Genomic DNA, 20,594 nt, shown 5'->3' with positions numbered 1-20,594 from the left:
GGCAGAATAATAACAGGTCGAGGAGACCGAGCAGTGAAAAACACCCCTTCCCGGCTGGTGAAGTCCGTCGCTTTGGTGGCGGCAGTATCCGTTCTGGCGGCTTGCGGCTTGCCGCGACTTGGCCCGAACAAACGTGAAATTTTCGCGGGATCGGTGATGAACGAAGGCGATGCCTTCATCGTTTCGGTCAATGATCGCGTGACTCGGGCGACCTCGGTTGTGCCGGCGCTTGGCTTTTCGAACGAGTTCAAGAACGCGGGCGTTCTGGGATCGGACGTGATCCGCCCTGGCGATACGCTGGGCCTGACGGTGTGGGAAAACGTCGATGACCCGCTGCTGGGCGGCAGCGGCACCGGCGGCAGCGGCCCCGCGATCCTGGAAGAAGTACAGGTTGACGGCTCGGGCTTTGTCTTCGTGCCCTACGCAGGCCGGATCAAGGCCGCGGGCAACACGCCCGAAGCGGTCCGCCGCATCATCACAAGCAAACTGTCCGATGCCACACCCGACCCGCAGGTCGAAGTGCGCCGCGTGGCGGGCGACGGATCGACCGTTTCGGTCGTCGGGGGCGTCGGCACCCAGGGCGTCTTTGCAATCGAACGCCCGACCCGCACCTTGTCGGCCATGCTGGCCCGCGCGGGCGGCATTTCCATCAAGCCGGAAATCGCACAGATCACGGTCACCCGGGGCGGCAAGAATGGCAAGGTCTGGTTCCAGGACCTGTACAAGCACCCGGAACTGGACATCGCCCTGCGCGGCGGCGACCGCATCCTTGTCGAAGAAGACACCCGTGCCTTCACGGCGCTTGGCGCCACCGGCACGCAATCGCGGATGCCGTTTGAAACCCAGACGCTCAGCGCGGTCGAAGCCATCGCGCAGGTTGGCGGGCTGCTGACAACCTCGGCCGATCCGACCGGGGTGTTCATCTTCCGCAACGAACCTGCCGATATTGCCAACAAGGTTCTGGGCCGGACCGACCTGATCGGTGCACAACGCATGGTCTATGTTCTGGATCTGACCGAGCCCAACGGCATGTTCATGGCGCGCGATTTCGCGGTTCGCGACGATGATCTGCTTTACGTGACCGAAGCGCCGTTCACCCAGTGGGACAAGACGATTGCCGCCCTGACCGGCACGCTCGGCGCTGCCGATGCGGTGGCCACGACTGCCGGCACCGGAGGCTGATCCCTTGCCCGGGAAACGGGCCAGAGAGGCCGCCGAGGGGGACACCCCTCGGCGGCTTTTCGTCTATAACGGCGGGTTCCTGACCCAGCCGCGCCTGCGCCGCATCCTGCGACTGGCGGGCTACAAGGTGACGCTGGGCAAGCCCGGGCCGGGTGATCTGGTGGGGGTCTGGGGCCAGTCGCCCTATGCCCATCGCGGAGAGGTGGTTTCCGAAAAGACCGAAACGCCGCTTCTGCGGGTCGAAGACGCTTTTCTGCGCTCGCTGCACCCCGGCCGCGATGGCGAACCGCCGGTCGGGCTGATGATCGACCAGACCGGGGTGCATTTCGACGGGCGCAGCCCATCCGACCTGGAAACCCTGCTGGCCACGCACCCGCTGGACGATGGCGCGCTGTTGTCCCGCGCCCGCGCCGCGATGGCCTGGATGATGGACGCCCAACTGACAAAATATTCTGGCATCGACCCCGCGACGCCCTGCCCCGATCCCGGCTATGTGCTGGTGATCGACCAGACCAAGGGCGATGCCTCGGTCACGGCCTCGGGCGCCGGGCGGGCACGGTTCCTGGAAATGCTGACCTTCGCACGACAGGACCACCCCGGCGCGCGGATCGTGATCAAGACCCACCCCGAAACCGTCGCAGGCCACCGCGCGGGCCATTTCCGGGCCGAGGACGCGGGCGGCAACGTCACCCTGCTGGAGGACCCCGTATCGCCCTGGGCGCTGCTGCAAGGGGCGACGGCGGTCTATACCGTGTCGTCGCAAATGGGGTTCGAAGCGATCCTGGCCGGCCACAAGCCGCATGTTTATGGCCAGCCGTTCTATGCCGGCTGGGGCCTGACGGTCGATGACATGCCCATCGCACGGCGCACGCGGCAACTGACCCGGTCGCAGTTATTCGCGGGGGCGATGATGCTTTATCCGCTGTGGTTCGACCCCTACCGCGACCGGCTGTGCGAGCTGGAAGACGTGCTGGCCGCCCTGGACTCGCAGGCCCGGGCGTGGCGCGAAGACCGCAGGGGCTGGGTCGCGCATGACATGCGGATGTGGAAACGCAAACCCTTGCAGGGGTTCTTCGGAACGGTGAAACCGGTGCTGTTTTCCGGCGATGCCCCGGATCGCCGTCACATGGTCTGGGCCGCGAGAGCCGCACCCGACAGCCCGTTTCTGCGGGTTGAGGACGGGTTTCTCCGGTCTCGGGGTCTTGGCGCGGACCTGGTGCCGCCCCTGTCGCTGGTCTGCGATCCCGAGGGGATCTACTACGATCCAACCCGCCCGTCGCGGCTGGAGCGGCTGATCGTTGACAGCCCCGGCCTGCGCCCGGACCAGCTCGACCGCGCCCGCCGGCTGAGCCGAAGACTGGTGCGCGACGGTCTGTCGAAATACAATCTTGGCGGCACTGTTCCGCAACTGCCCGCCGGACATCGCATCCTGGTGCCCGGCCAGGTCGAAGATGACGCCTCGATCCGTCTGGGCACGGACCGGATCGCCACCAATGCCGCTTTGCTGGAAACGGCGCGCGCGGCGAACCCTGACGCGACAATCCTTTACAAACCCCACCCCGATGTGGTGGCAGGGCTGCGCCCAGGCACCATAGAGCGCCCCGAGCAATGGGCCGACAGGGTGTTGGACGGGGGCGACATCGGACAGTTGCTGCAGGCGGTGGACGAGGTCTGGACCATGACCTCGCTGACCGGATTCGAGGCGCTTTTGCGCGGCTGCCGCGTGGTGACCGTGGGAATGCCGTTCTATGCGGGGTGGGGCCTGACCCGGGACCTGATGCCGCGCCCGGACCGCCGCCGGGTGCATGGTGTCACGCTTGAGGGGCTGACGTTTGCGACGCTCATCGCCTATCCGCGCTACCGCGACCCGGTCACTGGTCTGCCCTGCCCGGTCGAGGTGGTGGCCGAACGGCTGGCCAGCGGTCAGGTGCCGCGCCCCGGGCCGCTCAACCGATCCTTGTCGAAAGTGCAGGGCCTGTTCGCAAGTCAGGCACATTGGTGGCGGCGCTAAACGTCTTCGCCCCGTGGCAGAAGCAACGCCTCTTCATAGAACACACCCAACCGCGTCCCGCGCCCGATCAGCATCACCTTGTCGCCCGGCGACAGCGTCATCAGCAGCGCGGGCGGCACATTGCACAGCCGGTTGAAGAGGAACGGTAAATCACGCAATTGCACCGCAGGCCGGCAACGTGCGGTGGGCATGCCTTCGGGCGAGGACACGGTGACGACCTTGACCGTCGGTGCCCCTGCGACCGTTGTCCAGACCATCGGCACCGCGCTGGTCAGCCCAACGTAGAAGATCACCGCATAGATCGCCGGGGCCGTCAGCCGCAAGACACCGAAAAACCGCCCCTTGGGCGGATGGATGAACAGCGCGACAAACAGCGCCGTCGCCATGCCGACCGCAAGCACCGAATGCAGTGTGTTGGTGGCGGCAAAGATCACCGGGTCGGGCAGGAAGGACACGCCGAACCGTTCGACCAGAAACGGCACCATCGACAGCATGCTGAACACGGCTGCGCCCAACAGCACGGCCCGCGCCGCGCGTTCCCATTTTTCGCCCAGATCGAAGGTAAAGGGCACTCGCTTCTTCTGTGTCTCCAAGACAGGCGCCCCGGCTATTTTTCACTGACAGGGAAACTATCGCGCCACAGTCGCGGCTTGGCAATCAGGAAGGGGATTGGCGGGGAAATCCGCACGGATCAACGATGAACGGTGCAGCATTCCACCGCCGGTGGAAACAGCCGAGGCGATTCCAGGCGATTGGGCCTGCCCCGTGCCGCCGCGAATCCTGCGAGGTCAATCCGTCTTGCGGGTTCCCAGCCCCAGTTTAAGCGCCAGCACCAACCACGGCAGCCCGTGAAAAAAGAAGTCGAAAATGTCGATGGGTTTCACCAACGTCCCCGACACCAGCATCGTGAGCTTTTCCCAGATGTGCGGTTCCGGCACAAAGGGAGCAAGACCCAGAAGGGCACAGGCGAAAATGATCGGGAACAGGTCGATCCTGTCGAGGATGGCGCGGAGCTTGGTCATCTTGGTTCGCCTGTCAGGAAAAAATCCGGTCGCCCATCTGGTCGATCATCTGTCGGGCCTTGAAGACCGAGGCTTCGACCGCCTCGTCCATAGATCGGATCAGATCGGCCCGCACAAGGGTGTGCACCTTGGTTTCGCCGTCGATGTCCTTCTCGATCCGCGCGGCAATGCGGAACTGGCCGTCCTCTGGCATCGGATCGGGAAAAATGCGGAAGCCGGCATGATCGACCGGGTCAGGCTTGGGGGCCGCTTTTTTGGGGCTGCCGCCGCCGAAGAGCTTGGAGAGAAGGGACATGGGACCTCCTGAATTATGGGCTGACACCGGACGAAAGATCACGCACCGATGGCGTAACCAAATGCACGAAGGGTGACAACCGGTGCTTCAACGGCAGCCCAAGCGCGTGATCTGCCGCGCGGTGCAGGGCTTGCCAGGTTTCTGCGGAAACTGGTCCTTTCATCTCTGCGTCATGCAGGAATCCGACCAACAGAAGGTGTGCTTTCACGCCTTCCCGATGCAGAAACCCTAGATGAGCCAACCGATTGGCGTATTGATAAAAAACCTTTGTCCAGTCCGTGGGCGCGATCAATGAAAGCGCGGATTGGGTTTCGGCGAACGCAGCCTTGATACGCGTCAAGGATTCTTCGGATGCACGCGACGGCGGCGAAAAGAATTCCGACACATGCGCCTTGGCTTCTACGAGAACCGGCAAACCATCCGTCAACGCCAAACCATCCCAGACCGGGCCTCCCTTCGGCCAGAAGGTTTCAAGTTCTGGCGCAAGTCGTTCGAAACCAAGCTTTTTCAGAAACATCCCGTCCTGATATTCCCGAAAACTGTCACACGCGACAGGAGACACCCAGTGCAGACGAGAACACCCCGAAGGCAGCAACTGCTCCGGGGCTTCTTCGACAAAACGTTGCAACCACTTCTGGCTACCCTTGCAAGCGCGTCCTGTTGCGGGATCGGTCCTCACTGATCCAGGAACGACCGCAGTTTGCGCGACCGGCTGGGGTGTTTCAGCTTGCGCAGCGCCTTGGCTTCGATCTGGCGGATGCGTTCGCGGGTCACGCTGAACTGCTGGCCGACTTCTTCCAGCGTGTGGTCGGTGTTCATGCCGATGCCAAAGCGCATCCGCAGCACCCGTTCTTCACGCGGGGTCAGCGACGACAGGACCCGCGTCGTTGTTTCGCGCAGGTTGTCCTGAATGGCGGCATCCAGCGGCAGGACGGCGTTCTTGTCCTCGATGAAATCGCCCAGCTGGCTGTCTTCCTCGTCGCCGATCGGCGTTTCGAGAGAGATCGGTTCCTTGGCGATCTTCATCACCTTGCGGACCTTTTCCAGCGGCATCTGCAGCTTTTCGGCCAGTTCTTCGGGCGTCGGTTCGCGGCCGATCTCGTGCAGCATCTGGCGGCCGGTGCGGACCAGCTTGTTGATCGTCTCGATCATGTGCACCGGAATACGGATGGTGCGCGCCTGGTCTGCAATGGACCGGGTGATCGCCTGGCGGATCCACCAGGTCGCGTAGGTCGAGAACTTGTAGCCGCGGCGGTATTCGAACTTGTCCACGGCCTTCATCAGGCCGATGTTGCCTTCCTGGATCAGGTCCAGGAATTGCAGCCCGCGGTTGGTGTATTTCTTGGCGATGGAAATCACGAGGCGCAGGTTCGCCTCGACCATTTCCTTTTTCGCCTGCCGGGCTTCTTTCTCGCCCTTCTGGACCTGGTTCACGATGCGGCGGAATTCAGAAATATCCAGACCGACATACTGACCGACCTGGGCCATGTCAGCGCGCAGTTCTTCGATCTTGTCCGACGACCGTTCGATCAGCATCTGCCAGCCACGGCCCGATTTCTCGCCCATGTTCTCGAGCCAGTTCGGGTCCAGTTCGCGCCCGCGATATTCGTCGATGAATTCGCGACGGTTGATTCGGGCCTGGTCGGCCAACTTCACCATGCTGGAATCGATCGACATGATCCGGCGGTTGATGCCGTAAAGCTGGTCGATCAATGCCTCGATCCGGTTGTTGTGCAGGTGCAGTTCATTCACCAGCAAAACGATTTCGGCGCGCAGCTTCTGGTACAGTTCCTCGTCCTGCGCGCTGAACGAACCGTCCTCGTTCAGGGTTGCGGAAATCCGCATGTCCTGCATCTCGGCCAGTTCTTCGTAATCGCGCGCGATCCGGTCGAGCGTTTCCAGAACCCGCGGCTTCAGCGCGGATTCCATCGCGGCCAGCGACATGTTGGCCTGATCGTCATCGTCTTCGTCGTCATCGGTCCGGATCGGGTTGCCATCCGCGTCCAGCTCGGGCTCGTCCTTCTTGGACTTCATCGCCTCGACGTTCGACGTGTCGACAACCGGTTCATCGACCTCGCCATCCTCGTCGATCTGGTTGCCAAAAGTGGTTTCAAGGTCGATCACATCGCGCAAGAGAATATCTTCGGACAGAAGTTCCTCGCGCCAGATGGTGATCGCCTGGAAGGTCAGCGGGCTTTCGCAAAGGCCCGCGATCATGGTGTTGCGCCCGGCCTCGATCCGCTTGGCAATCGCGATCTCGCCCTCACGCGACAGCAACTCGACGCTGCCCATTTCGCGCAGGTACATGCGCACCGGATCATCCGTGCGGTCCAGCTTTTCGGTGGCGGCACCGGCCAGCGCGACCTCGCCCTTGGCACCCGCGGCGACAAGATCGGTCGAGCCTTTGTTGGCGTCGTCTTCGTCCCCTTCCTCGTCGTCCTCGGTAACCTGGATCCCCATCTCCGACAGCATCGACATCACGTCCTCGATCTGGTCGGAAGAGACCTGATCGGGCGGAAGCACTTCGTTCAGCTGGTCGTAGGTGATGTAGCCACGTTCCCGCGCCTCCGCGATCATCTTCTTGACCGCGGCCTGGCTCATATCAAGGCTTACCTCGTCGTCCTGGTCGGCGGTCTTGGTGTCGTCGGTGTCTTTGGCGGCCATGTAGTGCTCCTCAGGCGGGGGGCGGGACGATTCGATTCGTTAACCCGAATCAATAGCGTGTTATGGTGATTCGAAAACCCGTCTACCCTGTTTTCTTTGCCTTTTCCTCACGAAAACGCGCCTTTTCAGCGACGCTTGGTAAACGTGATCTGATCCATCAGGGCAGAAAAGGCATCGCGTTCCTCTCGGCTGATCGGGGCGCCGTTGGGGCCCAGATCGAATTCCCTCTTGTCTTCGCGGTCGGTTTGCAGCGCGGCGTCACGGGCCTTTGCGGCGTCCCGCAGGCGCCGGGTCAGCACCTCGTCGGCGAGCGCGTTCAAGTCGTGTTCAGCCTCTGCGATCTCGGCCTTCAGCCCGCGCTGCGCTTCCAGCTTGGCAAGGGTTTCGGCCACGGTCATACGGGCCATCTCGACATTACCGGGTGTGCGGACGCAGGGCACCACTGCCACATGGCGCGCCGACAACAAGGTTTCAAGGGGGTCCGGGCCAAGTTCTTCCGCCACGTTGTCGCGCAGGTTCCCCGGTGCCCCGGCGTGGCGCAGGATGGCATCGCGCAGCCGGGCATGATCGGGGTCACTGCACAGCATGCGCTCCAGTTGCGGCTCGAATTCCTCGGCAATTTCGGGCGTGGTCAGCACAGTGGCCAGGATGACCGCCTCACGCAGTCGATCCTGCGCGATGTCGCCGGCGGCCACCAGCAACGACGACTTGGTTTCAGCCCAGACCTGCGGCTGCGCGGACCAAGGCTTGCGCGCCCCGCCGCTGCGGGCCGGGCGAAACAGATCCCAGCGCAATTGCTTGATCTCTTCGCCATAGTGCGACCGCAGGGTCGGGTCCTGGATCAGCTTGATCTTTTCGCGCAGGGCCTTGTCCAGCGCGGCCTTGCGCTCGGGGCTGTCGAACACCTTGCCCTCGGTTTCGCGCTGCCACAGCAGGCGCACCATCGGCATCGCCTGATCCAGAACCGCCTGCACCGCCCCTGCCCCTTCCGCGCGGATCAGGTCGTCTGGGTCCTTGCCTTCGGGCATCACCGCAAAGCGCAGGCCCTTGCCTGCCTCCAGTAGCGGCAGGGCGATGTCGATCACCCGCATCGCCGCGCGGATCCCGGCCTTGTCGCCGTCGAGCGCGATGATCGGCTCGTTCGAAATTCGCCAGAGCATCTGCAGGTGGCTTTCGGTCACCGCCGTACCCAGCGGCGCGACGGATGCGCCAAAGCCCGCCTCGCTGAGCGCGATGACATCCATGTAGCCTTCGGCCACCAGCAGCGGCTGGCCCTTGCCCGCCGCTTCGCGCGCGGGACCGTGGTTATACAGCGTGCGCGACTTGTCGAAGAGATCGGTTTCCGGTGAGTTCAGGTATTTCGCCCCGTCGTTCGGATCCATCGCCCGGCCGCCAAAGGCAATCACCCGGCCACGCGGGTCGGCGATGGGGAACATGATACGGTTGCGGAACACGTCATAGGGTTTGCCACCCTTCTGGCTGGGTTTGGCCAGACCGGCGGCGATGATCAAATCGGCCTCGACCCCCTTGCCTTGCAGGTGGTCCCACAGGGACTGCCAGTCGTCGGGGGCAAAGCCGATACCGAACCGTTCCTGCGCCGCGTCCGACAGACCGCGCCGCGCAAGATAGTCGCGCGCCGCTGCCGCCGCGCCGGTGCGCAGCGACATCCGAAAGAACTTTTGCGCGGCCTCTGTCACCTCAAGCAGTTGTGTCCGGCGGTCGGCCTTCTGCTGGGCCTGCGGATCGCGCGCGGGCATCTGCATCCCGGCCTCTCCGGCCAGGATTTCGATCGCTTCCATGAAGCTGACGTTCTCGGTTTCCTGCACGAACTTGATCGCGTCACCCTTGGCGTGGCACCCGAAGCAATAATAGAAACCCTTCCGGTCATCCACATGAAAAGACGCGGTTTTTTCCTGATGAAACGGGCACGGCGCCCACAGGTCGCCCTTGCCTTGGTTGGACTTGCGGGTGTCCCACATGACCTTGCGGCCCACCACCTGTGCCAGGCTGGTGCGCGTACGCAGTTCATCAAGGAAACCAGGGGGCAGACTCATAGCGTCCTATATTGGGCTTCCGCAGCCCCGAGTCCAGCACCCGTGTCTATTGTGAGGCGGCCAGGCACTGGCTTTCCCAGACCTTGCCCATCTCGCCGTCCAGTTGCTCTTGTGGCACCATCTTGAAGATATAGTCCACCATGTCGGGCAGCACGCCTTCGTATTTGCGCGCCTCTTCGGTCATGCCCTTCTTGATCAGCCGTTCAGTACGGCCCTCGGTCTTGCCGTCCAGCCGGTGATCGGTGATCAGTTGGATCAACGCCCCTTGCACGGCGCATTCGCGCTGCATGTCTGCGGCGTGGGCCGCGGTGGCGGCGGACAGGGTCAGGGCGACGGCCAGAACGACTCGCATGGGGAACCTCCCGAAGGCATTGCTTTGCCTGCAGGGGTAACGGCTTGGCGGGACAGAGTCACGCCCCGGTGCGCGCCGCGACCCCGGACAGGGCAGTTTCCAACTCATGCCAAAGCGTGCCTGCCATCGACCGGAACACCATGATCTGCACCGTATCGCCCGACAGCCGCGCGACAGAGGCCGTCATGTGCCCCACCTGCGTGCGCATCGCCGTCCCTTCGGGAAAAGCCTTGGTGCGCAGGTCCACCGGGATCAGCCGCGCCAGAACGTCAACGCCCGCCGCACCGGTCAGGGTGACAACGGTCCAGCCATCGGACTGGTCGACCACTGCAGCATGGGCACACAGCGCATCGGCCGGTTCCGCCCCTATCAACATCGCCTGGTCCAGCCCGGTCCACAGGCAGGTCACGTTGCCCGCCCGCGTCAGGCTGTTCGGCCCCGGCAGGGCCAGCCCGTGCGCATCCTGCAACGCCGCCGACAGCTCCGCCGTCTTGCCGCGATAGGGCAGCAGCGCGGTGATCGTGGTCACCGGCACCTCGCTCAGCGTCACACTGCCGTGGGTGACGGGTTTGCGCCCCTGGCAGGGGCTCTTGGCTTTCAGTTCAACCACGCATCCGCCCTCCGTCCGGGTCAAAGACCACCGGGTCACCGACGGTGCAGCGCACCTCGATCCCGCGCAGGTGGTCAACCAGCCTGATCACCTCGCCATGCCGAGCGCGACCATTCTCAAGAAACCCCAGCCCCATGTAGGTGCCCAGTGTCGGCGAATAGCAAACCGAGGTGACATAACCCTGATCGTTCACCCGGACTGCGGCGTCACCATCCTTGAACAGATGTGCGCCCGCGCTGATCGGCTCGGTCGCCGTCACCGGGCGCAGGCCCACAAGCTGCTGCCGATGATCGCCGACAAGGCCTGGACGCGCCGCCATGGTCTTGCCCACGCAGTCCTTTTTCGCCGACACCATGCGCTCCATCCCGATGTCATAGGCCGTCACCCGCCCGTGGATCTCGGCATGGGTGATGAACCCCTTTTCGATCCGCAGCACGTTCAGCGCCTCCATCCCGTAGGCGCCGCCGCCCATACCCTCGGCGCGCCTGACCAGTTCACGGAACAGGCTGTCGCCATAGCGCGACGGCACCGCGAGTTCATAGGCGCGTTCGCCGCTGAACGAGATCCGGAACAGACGTCCGGTGACCCCGCCCACGGACACCGGCCCGCAAGCCATGAACGGCCAGTCGGCATCGGTCGCGGGCGTGTCCAGCAGCCCGTTCAGCAATTCCAGCGACTGCGGCCCGGCCACGGCGAACTGCGCCCACTGTTCGGTGACCGAGATGAACCGCACATCCATCTGCGGACACAGCGCCTGGTGCACCCAGTCGAGGTGCTTCATCACCAGACCCGCCGCCGCCGTTGTGGTGGTCATGACGAAATGGGTCTCGCCCAGCCGGGCGGTGGTGCCATCGTCCATGACGTGACCATCCTCGCGCAGCATCAGGCCATAGCGGGTGCGCCCGACCTTCAGCGTGCTGAATGTGTTGGTATAGACAAAATCAAGAAAGGCGGCCGCGTCCGGCCCCTGGATGTCGATCTTGCCCAGGGTGGACACGTCGCAGACGCCCACCCGGTTGCGCACCATCGCAACCTCTCGGTCGCAGGCATGGCGCCAGGTCTTTTCGCCGTCGCGCGGGAAATAGCTGGGGCGGTACCACAGCCCGGCCTCGATCATCGGCGCGCCCATCTCGACGCTGGCAGCGTGGCTGGTGGTCAGCCGCTGCGGGGCAAAGCCCGCGCCCTGCGCCCCGGCCCCCATCGCGGCGATGCTGACCGGCGAATACGGCGGGCGGAACGTCGTCGTTCCGGTGCCGGGAATGTCGCGCCCGGTCGCATCCGCCAGAACGGCCAGCGCGGCCACGTTGGAATTCTTGCCCTGGTCGGGGGCCATGCCCTGCGTGGTGTAACGCTTCATATGCTCGACCGAGGCATAGTTTTCCTGCGCCGCCAGTTTCACATCCTTGACCGTCACGTCGTTCTGGAAATCCAGCCAGGCCCGGCCCTTGCCTGGCACCGCCCAAAGCTGCGCGATGCGGTACGGCGCGTTTTCGGCCTGCGGCGTTTCCATGTCGGGCGCGGTCAGGTTCAGCGCCTGAACCGCGTCCCGTGCCGCCGCGATCCCTTGGTCCAGGCAGGTTTGCGTCGCAAAGGCACCATTCGCCGCGCCGGCGGCCGCCATCCCCGGCACCATGTCGGGCCTGGGCACGAAAGCCTTGATTTCTGCGTTCCAGACCGGGCGTGCGTTCATATGACAGGCCAGGTGAACAGACGGATTCCAGCCGCCCGTCATCGCAACGGCGTCGCAGTTCAGCTTGATCTCTGACCCGTCGCCCCGGCGCAGCGTCACCGCCTCGACCCCGCCACGCCCACCGTGGGCATTGGCGATCACCGTGCCGGTAAAGACATCGCAAGAGGCCTTGGGCCGGGCGTCGTGGCGGCTGTCGATCAGCGCGCAGACCCGAACGCCCGCCGCCTGCAGATCGCGGGCGGTGCGGGCGGCATCGTCGGTGTTGCCGAAGACGGCGACATTCTGGCCCGGCACCACGCCCCATTGATGCAGGTAGGCGCGCACCGCGCCCGCGTTCAGGATCCCCGGACGATCGTTGTTGCGAAAGGCCACCGGGCGTTCCAGCGCACCGGCGGTCAGGATCGACCGTTTGGCGGCGATGCGCCAGAAACATTCGCGCGGACGCCCGGCGGGATCGGACAGGTGATGGCTGACCCGTTCCAGCGCACCAAAGGTGCCCTGGTCATAGGCACCGGTCACGGTGGTGCGGGTCAGGATACGGACGTTGTCCATACCGGCCAGTTCCGCCGTCACCTCGCGCGCCCAGGCGTGGCCCGGCAGACCGCCGACCTCTTCCTCTTCGAACCGCAGGCGACCACCGGTTTCGGGCGCCTCGTCGCACAGGATGACATCCGCGCCAGAGCGCGCCGCCGTCAGCGCCGCCATCAACCCCGAAGGGCCCGCGCCGATGACCAGAACGTCACAGAAAGCATAAGCCTTTTCATAGGCATCCGGGTTGTTGCGTCCGTCCAGCGCCCCCAGTCCGGCGGCGCGCCGGATCATCGGCTCGTAAAGCTTTTCCCAGAACGCTCTGGGCCACATGAAGGTCTTGTAATAAAACCCCGCGCCCAGGAACGGGGCGGCCATATCGTTGACCGACAGAAGGTCCCACGCCAGCGACGGCCAGCGGTTCTGGCTGCGGGCCTCGAGCCCGTCAAAGAGTTCCTGAACCGTTGCCCGCGTGTTGGGTTCGCGGTGGGGGCCCTTGCCGACGGTGACAAGGGCGTTGGGTTCCTCGCTGCCGGCGGTCAGCACGCCGCGGGGACGGTGGTACTTGAACGACCGGCCCATCAGCCGCACGTTCGACGCCATCAGCGCCGAGGCCAGCGTATCGCCGGGGTGCCCGGTGAAGCGCTGGCCGTCGAAACGGAAATTCAGGGTTCTCGACCGGTCGATCCGGCCCTTGCCGTCGATCCTCACGCGGCACCCCCTTTTGCGTCGCGGGCAAGCTCTACACCCTTGATTTCATGGGTAATCGTGTTGCGCGTGACCACCAGCCACGCCCCGCAGCCGCCGTCGTGATACCACAGGTCGCGGGTGTCGCCCGCGGGGTTTTCCCGGTTGTGCAGATAGTCGTCCCAGACCGTTTCGCCGGTGTCGGGTGCGGGGCGGTCCAGCATCACCGCATGGCCCTGGTAATAGAATTCGCGGCGGTCGCGGTCGCCACAGATCGGACAGGGGATCCTCATTTGCTGCTCCTTTCCCGGGGGGCAAATCCGGGATGCACACGCCATGCACATTCCATGCACAATCGATGCATACGACCCCGCATATCGCCGGTGGCGATCTGGTTTCTGTTCTTCGGTGCGAAAATCGTCACGTTCATCCCCTTGACCCCGGCCTAGTGCAGGTTGTGCTGCGCGCCGGTGCCTTCTTCGTCCATCAGACCCTGGCCGGTCCGGAACCTGTCCAGCCGGAACCGCGCGGCCGGTTCGTGCGGGCGGTCGGTGGCGATCAGATGGGCAAAGCTGAAGCCCGAGCCCGGCACCGCCTTGAACCCGCCATAACACCAGCCGCAGTTCAGATAGAGCCCATCGATCCCGGTCTTGTCGATGATCGGCGAGCCGTCGGGCGACATGTCCATGATCCCGCCCCAACTGCGCAGAACGCGGGCCTTGCCGATCATCGGCATCAGGGTCATCGCGGCCTCCATCACGTGTTCCTGCATCGGCAGGTTGCCGCGTGCCGCATAAGAGGCATAGAAATCGAGGTCGCCGCCAAACACCAGTCCGCCCTTGTCGGACTGGCTGATATAGAAGTGGCCCATGCCGAAGCTGACGACATGGTCGATCACCGGTTTCAGCCCTTCGGTCACGAAGGCCTGCAACAGGTGGCTTTCGATCGGCAGGCGCATGCCGGCCATGGCCGCCACCTGCCCCGACCGGCCGGCGGTGACGATGGCCACCTTTTTTGCCCGGATCGCGCCGCGGGTGGTTTGCACGCCGCGCACCTTGCCACCTTCGATGTCGATGCTGGTGACTTCGCAGTTCTGGATCAGATCGACACCGCGCTGGTCGGCGCCACGGGCATAGCCCCAGGCCACAGCATCGTGGCGGGCGGTACCGCCACGCGGGTGCAGCAGGCCGCCATAGACCGGAAAGCGGACGTTGTCGAAATCGAGATAGGGCAGGTGTTTGCGCACGCCGTCACGGTCCAGCAGGATGGCATCGTCGCCCTGGTTGATCATCGAATTGCCGCGCCGGGCGAAGGCATCGCGCTGACCATCGGAATGGAACAGGTTGATCAGCCCGCGCTGCGAATGCATGACGTTGTAGTTCAGCTCGGATTCCAGCCCTTCCCACAGCTTCAGCGAATGGCTGTAGAATTCGGAGTTGCCAGGCAGGAAATAGTTGGCGCGCACGATGGTCGTGTTGCGCCCGACGTTGCCACCGCCAAGATAGCCCTTTTCCAGCACCGCGACATTGGTCAGGCCATGTTCGCGCGCCAGGTAATAGGCCGTGGACAGGCCGTGACCGCCGCCGCCGATGATGACAATGTCATACTCGGATTTCGGCTGCGGATCGCGCCAATGCGGCGTCCAGCCCTTGTTGCCGGTCAGCCCTTCGGTCAGGACCTTCAATGCAGAAAAGCGCATCCGCGTCTCCCTTTGCTTGGGCAGACTGAACCAAGACGCGCGCCGCACTTCAATTCACAAACGACGACAAAAAGCAGTTTTTCGACTTTTTCTGCCGCGAACGGCATTTCGCCGCGCCACGCGGCTGGGTCCGGGATGTCGGGGTAACGGCAGGCCACTGGAAAGACCTGCCCAATACGCGGACCGGCCGAAGATCGCTGTGTGTGTGTCACGGGAATGACAGGCCCACCCTGCCGCAAAGCCGGGTGTGCCGCCTTGATGTAAATCAACCCACGGGTGTCAGATGCCCTTGGCGCGATAGCTGTTGGCGACCTTGGTGATGCTGACGATATACCCTGCGGTGCGCAGATCCTCGACATCGTCGCGGCCATGCCAGACTTCGCGCATGGACTGGTAGGCAATCCGCATCGTGTCATCGAGACCGGAGCGCACCAGTTCCAGTTCGTCCGCGCCTTTCAGGTACTTTTCCTTGAAATTGGGGCTGAGGGTCCAGCCGATGCCGGTATCTGCGGACAGCCGTTCGAGTTCGTCGATCACCAGTTGGTGGCGTGCCTCTTCCTGGCGGCGCTGCATCCGGCCAAAGCGGATGTGACTGAGGTTCTTGACCCATTCGAAATAGGACACCGTCACACCGCCCGCATTGGCGTAGAGATCCGGGATGATCACCGTGCCCTTCTTGCGCAGGATATCGTCCGCCCCGGCGGTGATCGGGCCGTTGGCAGCCTCGATGATCAGGGGTGCGGCGATGCGTTCGGCATTCGAGATGTTGATGACCCCTTCCATCGCGGCAGGGATCAGGATGTCGCAGTCTTCCTCGAGCACCTTGGCCCCGTCGGCGACATAGCGCGGCCCGGGGAACATATCGACGCCGCCGTGGCGGTCGATGTGGTGCTTGACGGCCTCGACGTCGATGCCGGCGGGGTCGATCAGGGCGCCGTCGCGTTCGATGATCCCGACGATCTTGCAGCCGTCTTCCTCGCTCAGGAATTTGGCGGCGTGGTAGCCCACGTTGCCCAGACCCTGAACGATGACGCGCTTGCCGTCGAGCCGGCCGGTCAGGCCGGCCTTGGCCATGTCGCGCGGATCGCGAAAGAATTCGCGCAGGGCGTATTGCACGCCCCGGCCCGTCGCCTCGACCCGGCCGGAAATGCCGCCGGAATTCAGCGGCTTGCCGGTGACACAGGCGCGGGCGTTGATGTCGGTGGTGTTCATCCGGGCGTATTGGTCGGCGATCCAGGCCATTTCCCGTTCGCCCGTACCCATGTCGGGCGCGGGCACGTTTTGCGACGGGTTGATCAGGTCGCGCTTGATCAGTTCATAGGCGAAGCGCCGGGTGATCTGTTCCAGTTCGTGTTCGTCCCACTGGCGCGGGTCGATGCACAAGCCCCCCTTTGAGCCGCCGAACGGTGCCTCGACCAGCGCGCATTTATAGGTCATCAGCGCGGCCAGCGCCTCGACCTCGTCCTGGTTGACGGAACTGGCGAAGCGGATGCCGCCCTTGACCGGTTCCATATGTTCGGAGTGGACCGAGCGGTAGCCGGTGAAGGTGTGGATGTGGCCACGCAGGCGGACACCGAACCGGACGGTGTAGGTCGAGTTGCAGACGCGGATTTTTTCCTCGAGACCGGGCGGCAGATCCATCAGGGCCACGGCGCGGTTGAACATCAGGTCCACGCTTTGACGGAAGGTTGGTTCGCCTCTGGCTGCGAGGGTCATGGGTCTCTCCTTGCTGGCGGCCATGCGCGAGAGGTTCACACAGTGACCATTTTTTCAGCAACCTAAGCCGATGGTCCCCGGAAGGCTACCAAATTGTCGCACCCTGACGGCGGGCGTCGAGATGCGCATTTTTGCACATATATATGTGAATATTTTAACGAAACTTGACATGGAAATGTGATGTTGAGCGGGTAAAGTGTTGACGTAGCGTCATCCCATACCGCCTTTTTTCGCCCGTTCCGCGGCGTTCTGGGTCTCCGAAAAACCGAGTCTGTGAATCACCCTTTTCAATTTGAGGGGGATTGCAGGTTTTTCCCTCAGGACTGTCGACGCCCACGAAACAGACCCCCGGAATACCAGGGAAATTCGCGAGTGTTTCCGAACAATTAAGACGAATCCCCGGTCCTGCTGCCCAACTTTCGCCACGTTGGCCCGTCATAAATACGTCCATCGCTATGTGTGTGTTCAAGGTGAGAAGGTTGAGCCGGTAGGCCCGGCGAAAGGTACGGGATGACAAATGTAACCGAAACTTCTGTCGCCGGCAGCTGCCGTCTGGCGACCCGTTTGAAAGGCAGGTTGCGCAACAGCGCGTCCGCTTTCTTGCGCGAGGAATCCGGTAGCATGACCCACATGGCGCTGGCGACAATCATGATCATGATGGCCTTCGGCGGCATCGGGATCGACATGATCCATGCCGAGCTGAAGCGGACGCGAATCCAGGCGACGCTGGACCGGGCTGTCCTGGCCGGCGCGGCACTGGACAACGAACTGGGCGGCGAAGAAGTCGTCGAAGACTATTTCGCCAAGATGGGGATCGCGGACACGCTGGTGTCGGTCGATGACCGGTCTGGCGTGAACTTCAGACGTGTCTCTGCCGTGGCCAACGACACGCTTGCGGCCAATTTCTCTCAATTCATCGGGGTCGACCATTTCGAAATCGACGCGAGCGGCACAGCCGAGCAGCAGGCGCGCAACGTCGAGATCTCCCTCGTTCTCGATATCTCGGCCTCGATGGGGTTCAACAACCGCCTGCCGAACTTGCAGGACGCGGCCGAAGTGTTCCTGGACACCGTCATGGATGACACCTATCCGGATGCGGTTTCCGTGTCGCTGGTGCCCTATTCGGAACATGTCAGCGTCGGCCTTGAGGTCGCGCGGCACATGAACGTGGATTGGGAACACCCGTTTTCGTTCTGCATCGAAATGCCGGACAACGAGGTGCGCCAGGCCGATCTGGACCTGAACCGCACCTATGACCAGGCGCAGGCCTATCAGTGGAACCTTTTCGGGTCACTCAACGACCTGGACACGCCGGTTTGCCCGAACGCAGACTGGGCCGAGGTCACGCCGCTGTCGAACGATCACCAGGCGCTGGTCGATCAGATCAACGCCTTTGTGCCGCAGGCCGGGACGTCGATCTTTCTGGGCATGAAATGGGGCGTCGCCCTGCTGGATCCGTCCGCCCGCCCGCTGGTGCGCGACCTGGCCGATGACGGCATCGTTCCGAACGCATTCCGCGACCGTCCGATGAACTATGGCCGCGAAGACACGATGAAACACATCGTTCTGATGACAGACGGCGAAAACGGCGAATCGTACCGGATCAGCAGCGACCGCTATGATCCGATCGTGGCATCGCTGGCCGACGTTGAAGCCATGGTCGCCAATGGTGCGGCCGAGACCGGGGGCATGGAAAACGTCTATAGCTGTTCCGGCGACGAATGGTGGAAGGACGGTCACCCCGATTGCGACGCCGGCTCGGGCAACAACACCCCGTTCGACCCCGACCCCTTGGCCGTCTGGGACACCAACGGCGATGGCATCACCGCAAGCACCTGGTCTGGTCAGAACTTTTGGTATTTTCTGGTGAATTTCGTGCTCGACCCGTTCAGCTGGGGCGACTGGTACCAGCAGAAATACAGCCAAGGTCAGGGCGACTGGCTGTTGCAGCAGGCCTGCGACGCCGCAAAGGCGCAAAATATCACAGTCTGGACGATCGCGTTCGAAACCACGAGCCACGGTGAACAGGTGATGCGGCAGTGTGCTTCGTCCAGTGCGCATTACTTCGAGGCTGACGGCACGGACCTTTCTTCGATCTTCGCGGCGATCGGCCGGTCGATCAAGCAAGTCAGATTGACCCAATGACACGAATGGTGGGCGTCATGTTTAAAAAGTTCAGGCGTAGTGAAGACGGCTCTATGGTGGTGCCCTTTGCCCTTTGGGCGCCACTGTTCATCATGATCATGGTCTCGACCATCGAAATGGGGACGATGACGCTGCGCCACAGCTCTCTTGAGCGGGCGCTGGATCAGACGGTCCGGGACGTGCGCCTGGGCACCGGCACCACCTATACCCACGCGCAGCTGAAGCGGATGATCTGCGATCACGCCGGCGTGCTGCCCGAATGCAATTCCAAGCTGCAACTGGAAATGATCCTGCTGCATATGGACAACTGGCGTGAACCCGACGCCAAGGCCGACTGCGTGAACGTCGCGCGGCAGGCCACCCCGCAACGCAACTATGACGTCGGCGAAGCCAATGACGTGATGCTGCTGCGCGCCTGTTACAAGTATGATCCGTTTTCGCCCGCAGGTTACCTGGGCGGCGCGATGCGGACCGATGGCGACGGCTATGTCGCCCTGGTATCGAACTCTTCGTTCGTACAGGAACCGGACTGAGTTGAGGTAACGAGCAATGATAAGAAAAATATCAAAGAAGTTCCGGGGGTTCCATCTTGATGAGCGTGGATATGTCACCATCGAGGCGCTCATCGCGCTTCCGGTGATTTTCACGCTTTTCGGCACCCTTTTCGTGTTCTTCGACGCCTATCGCCAGCAAAGCATCAGCCAGAAGGCGAACTATACGATTGGCGACATGATCTCTCGGGAAACCGATGCGGTCGACCATATCTATCTGAACAACGTGATGAAGCTGTACCGCGTCCTGACGCATACGCAGGGCGAAGACAGCAAGATCCGCATCACCGTGGTGCAGTGGCGCCAGACCGGGAATGGCAACGGCAACGGGAACAACGGCAATTACTTTGTCGAATGGTCCCAGGGCCGGATGGGGCCGAGCCCGCTGAACAACGGTCAGCTGCGCGCGAACTATCGCGACCGCCTGCCGATCATGCCCGATGGCGACCGCGTGATCATGGTCGAGACCTGGGACCGGCACGAGCCGGTGTTCGGCATCGGTCTGGATGATTTCGACATCACCACCTATTCCTTCACCCGTCCGCGCTACGCGCCGACGCTGATCTGTGATTGCAACGGCAACCCGCCGCCGGTGGATCCGCCGCCGCCGCCACCACCGCCTCCGCCTCCTCCGCCGCCTCCTCCGCCGCCGCCGCCGGCCCCACCGCCGCCGCCGCCGCCGCCTCCACCGCCGCCGCCGCCTCCACCGCCGCCGCCGCCGCCGCCGCCGACACCGCCGGGTGGCAACATCTGAGGCCGGACAGACAGAAACGGGAAAGGGCCGGGTTGATCCCCGGCCCTTTTTGCTGTTTCGGCTGTCTTTTCTGTTACTTGCTGGCGATCAGCAGGGCGAGAGTGTCGGCCATGACCTTGCTTTGCGCCCCGGGCGTCACGCCGCCGATGGCGATGCGCTTGCCCAACCGCCACCACAGGCCAGGACGCCAGACGCGGGGCTGCGCCGTTCTGGTCTTGATGACGAACCCGTTGGACGGCTTCATCGCGAATGCGCCGCGTTCGACCACGTCGATATCATCGACCCGTGCCACCACGGTGCCGTCGATATCCCGCAGTTCCGTGGCAGTCAGTTCAAGGAACGATTCAGTCGCGCGCCACATTGCCACCGCCATGTAGAGCGCCCCCACGGCCACGGCGAGCAGGAACAGGCGCCAGTGAAATTCCGGCAGGGTGAACAGCGCAAGGTAAAGAAGCAGGACACCCAGCCCCCCCATCATCGTCACGCCGAACACCCGGCGCGGTTGCGACGCCTTCACAACGGCCAGGACCTCTTCCGACATGCGTTCCCCCCTTGCGGTTTCTGTCTGTGTCACCGCGCGGGCTTAGCCCAGATGCGGCGCCAAGGGTAGCCCCACTGTGCGCCGCCGCACAGG

18 protein-coding genes are annotated in these 20,594 nt (G+C 63.4%); 5 read left to right on the top strand and 13 right to left on the bottom strand.

Annotation, left to right across the window (positions count from 1 at the left end; translation table 11 throughout):
- Positions 1-33: 33 nt before the first annotated feature.
- Positions 34-1,182, top strand: a complete 1,149-nt coding sequence (locus VK792_RS03100) for a polysaccharide biosynthesis/export family protein (RefSeq protein WP_326295885.1) — start codon at positions 34-36, stop codon at positions 1,180-1,182.
- Entirely contained in the window at positions 1,148-3,193 is a 2,046-nt protein-coding gene (locus VK792_RS03095) for a capsule polysaccharide biogenesis protein (RefSeq protein ID WP_435404824.1), read from the top strand. The genes VK792_RS03100 and VK792_RS03095 overlap by 35 nt, the downstream gene beginning before the upstream one ends.
- Here the strand turns inward: VK792_RS03095 and VK792_RS03090 are convergent.
- The 12 genes from VK792_RS03090 to VK792_RS03035 all read right to left on the bottom strand — a co-directional run bounded on the left by VK792_RS03090 (position 3,190) and on the right by VK792_RS03035 (position 16,510).
- On the bottom strand, positions 3,190-3,786 hold the full coding sequence (locus tag VK792_RS03090; RefSeq protein ID WP_326295883.1) for a hypothetical protein: 597 nt from the start codon (positions 3,784-3,786) through the stop codon (positions 3,190-3,192). The genes VK792_RS03095 and VK792_RS03090 overlap by 4 nt on opposite strands.
- 195 nt (positions 3,787-3,981) lie before the next feature.
- Positions 3,982-4,215: an RND transporter gene (locus VK792_RS03085; protein ID WP_326295882.1), complete on the bottom strand. Its 234-nt coding sequence runs from the start codon at positions 4,213-4,215 to the stop codon at positions 3,982-3,984.
- A gap of 13 nt (positions 4,216-4,228) precedes the next feature.
- A complete protein-coding gene (locus VK792_RS03080; RefSeq protein WP_326295881.1) occupies positions 4,229-4,510 on the bottom strand; it encodes an HlyU family transcriptional regulator in 282 nt (93 codons plus the stop codon).
- A gap of 13 nt (positions 4,511-4,523) precedes the next feature.
- Complete coding sequence (locus VK792_RS03075) at positions 4,524-5,138, bottom strand: hypothetical protein (protein WP_326295880.1); 615 nt, start codon at positions 5,136-5,138, stop codon at positions 4,524-4,526.
- A gap of 47 nt (positions 5,139-5,185) precedes the next feature.
- Positions 5,186-7,174, bottom strand: a complete 1,989-nt coding sequence (gene rpoD, locus VK792_RS03070) for an RNA polymerase sigma factor RpoD (protein ID WP_326295879.1) — start codon at positions 7,172-7,174, stop codon at positions 5,186-5,188.
- A gap of 125 nt (positions 7,175-7,299) precedes the next feature.
- Complete coding sequence (dnaG, locus tag VK792_RS03065) at positions 7,300-9,228, bottom strand: DNA primase (protein ID WP_326295878.1); 1,929 nt, start codon at positions 9,226-9,228, stop codon at positions 7,300-7,302.
- A gap of 46 nt (positions 9,229-9,274) precedes the next feature.
- Positions 9,275-9,580, bottom strand: coding sequence for a hypothetical protein (locus tag VK792_RS03060; protein ID WP_326295877.1), 306 nt, complete (start codon positions 9,578-9,580; stop codon positions 9,275-9,277).
- Positions 9,581-9,638: 58 nt separating this feature from the next.
- Positions 9,639-10,190: a sarcosine oxidase subunit gamma gene (locus VK792_RS03055; RefSeq protein ID WP_326295876.1), complete on the bottom strand. Its 552-nt coding sequence runs from the start codon at positions 10,188-10,190 to the stop codon at positions 9,639-9,641.
- Complete coding sequence (locus VK792_RS03050; RefSeq protein WP_326295875.1) at positions 10,183-13,119, bottom strand: sarcosine oxidase subunit alpha family protein; 2,937 nt, start codon at positions 13,117-13,119, stop codon at positions 10,183-10,185. Before VK792_RS03050 ends, VK792_RS03055 begins: the two co-directional genes overlap by 8 nt.
- Complete coding sequence (locus VK792_RS03045; RefSeq protein WP_326295874.1) at positions 13,116-13,388, bottom strand: sarcosine oxidase subunit delta; 273 nt, start codon at positions 13,386-13,388, stop codon at positions 13,116-13,118. Before VK792_RS03045 ends, VK792_RS03050 begins: the two co-directional genes overlap by 4 nt.
- A gap of 152 nt (positions 13,389-13,540) precedes the next feature.
- Entirely contained in the window at positions 13,541-14,794 is a 1,254-nt protein-coding gene (locus tag VK792_RS03040) for a sarcosine oxidase subunit beta family protein (protein WP_326295873.1), read from the bottom strand.
- Positions 14,795-15,073: 279 nt separating this feature from the next.
- The gene (locus VK792_RS03035) at positions 15,074-16,510 is read right to left on the bottom strand and encodes a Glu/Leu/Phe/Val family dehydrogenase (RefSeq protein WP_326295872.1); all 1,437 of its coding nucleotides are present in this window, start codon (positions 16,508-16,510) and stop codon (positions 15,074-15,076) included.
- Positions 16,511-17,110: 600 nt separating this feature from the next.
- Here VK792_RS03035 and VK792_RS03030 point away from each other — a divergent pair.
- From VK792_RS03030 to VK792_RS03020, 3 genes are read left to right on the top strand one after another with little or no spacing between them, the layout of a single operon-like run.
- Positions 17,111-18,655 carry a Tad domain-containing protein gene (locus VK792_RS03030; RefSeq protein ID WP_326295871.1) on the top strand — a complete coding sequence of 515 codons (1,545 nt, stop codon included), beginning with the start codon at positions 17,111-17,113 and terminating at the stop codon, positions 18,653-18,655.
- Positions 18,656-18,672: 17 nt separating this feature from the next.
- Positions 18,673-19,188 (top strand): TadE/TadG family type IV pilus assembly protein, encoded by a 516-nt coding sequence (locus tag VK792_RS03025; RefSeq protein ID WP_326295870.1) that lies wholly within the window; start codon positions 18,673-18,675, stop codon positions 19,186-19,188.
- 16 nt (positions 19,189-19,204) lie between these two features.
- Positions 19,205-19,960 carry a TadE/TadG family type IV pilus assembly protein gene (locus tag VK792_RS03020; RefSeq protein ID WP_326295869.1) on the top strand — a complete coding sequence of 252 codons (756 nt, stop codon included), beginning with the start codon at positions 19,205-19,207 and terminating at the stop codon, positions 19,958-19,960.
- Between the two features lie 73 nt (positions 19,961-20,033).
- On the opposite strand, the gene VK792_RS03015 is transcribed toward VK792_RS03020, so the two are convergent.
- On the bottom strand, positions 20,034-20,501 hold the full coding sequence (locus tag VK792_RS03015) for a hypothetical protein (protein WP_326295868.1): 468 nt from the start codon (positions 20,499-20,501) through the stop codon (positions 20,034-20,036).
- Positions 20,502-20,594: the final 93 nt, after the last annotated feature.

Origin of the sequence: Mesobacterium hydrothermale, from assembly GCF_035818635.1 — a bacterium.
In the GTDB taxonomy this organism is placed as follows: domain Bacteria; phylum Pseudomonadota; class Alphaproteobacteria; order Rhodobacterales; family Rhodobacteraceae; genus Mesobacterium_A; species Mesobacterium_A hydrothermale.
Note: the sequence above shows the minus strand (reverse complement) of the source record. Positions and strands in the feature narration are given on the sequence as shown.